At 60.3% G+C, this 1,102-nt stretch carries 1 protein-coding gene; it reads left to right on the top strand.

Annotated features, from left to right (window positions below):
* Positions 1-1,102, top strand: a 1,102-nt coding sequence (locus tag T3A99_RS00375; RefSeq protein ID WP_322833849.1) for an immunoglobulin-like domain-containing protein, incomplete at both ends; no start/stop codon positions are given.

The raw sequence follows: 1,102 nt of genomic DNA, 5'->3' as shown, positions 1-1,102 counted from the left end.
ACCCTAACCAACGCCGCTGGCTCGCCGGTCACCGTGACCTTGAGCAATGGCGCAGTGATCAACATCGCTGCCGGCGCTACTACCGGCACTGTGACCGTCGACGCGCCGACTGACGATGTCTACAAAGACGCTGGCAAAGTCGAAGTCAGCATCGACAACGCCACCGGCGGCAACTTCGAGAACCTGGTGCCAAGCACCACTCCAGCCGTCACCGACGTGACCGACACCATCGACACCAGCACGGTTTCGCTCACCGCGACCGCAAATGTGGCCGAAGGCGGCACCGTGGTTTACACCGCTTCCGTCAACGCGCCAGTCACCGGCGCTCCGTTGGTCGTGACGTTGAGCAACGGCCAAAGCATCACCATCCCGGTTGGCTCCAGCAGCGGTTCGGTGAACTTCGTTACGCAGAACGACGCTCTTGCCGGCGGCGATAACCTGAGCGTCAAGATTGATGATGCTCAAGGCGGCAACTACGAAAAACTGGACATCGACGCCACTCCGGCTGACACCACCGTTACCGACGTTCAGGACACGACTGGCCTGACGCTCTCGGCCACTGACACTGTTGCTGAAGGCGGTTCGATTGTTTACACAGCGACATTGACCAATGCCGCTGGCTCGCCAGTGACGGTGACCTTGAGCAACGGCGCTGTAATCAACATCGCTGCCGGCGCCACAACTGGCACCGTCACCGTCGATGCTCCAAAAGACGACGTCTACAAAGACGCCGGCAAGGTCGAAGTCAGCATCGACAACGCCACGGGCGGCAACTTCGAGAACCTGGTGCCGAGCACCACTCCAGCCGTCACCGATGTCACTGACACCATTGATACTTCGACTGTCAGCCTGACCGCGACTTCCTCCGTGGCTGAAGGCGGCACCGTGGTTTACACCGCTTCGGTTAACGCCCCGGTGACCGGCGCTCCGCTGGTGATCACCCTGTCGAATGGTCAGAGCATCACCATTCCAGTCGGCTCCAGCTCCGGTTCGGTCAACTTCGTTACCCAGAACGACGCCCTTGTTGGCGGCGACAACCTGAGCGTGAAGATCGACGATGCTCAGGGCGGCAACTACGAAAAACTGGACATCGACGCCACTC

Source organism: Pseudomonas sp. N-137, from assembly GCF_034555295.1.
Taxonomy (GTDB): Bacteria; Pseudomonadota; Gammaproteobacteria; order Pseudomonadales; family Pseudomonadaceae; genus Aquipseudomonas; species Aquipseudomonas rhizophila.
This window is presented reverse-complemented; position numbering and strand designations above follow the sequence as displayed.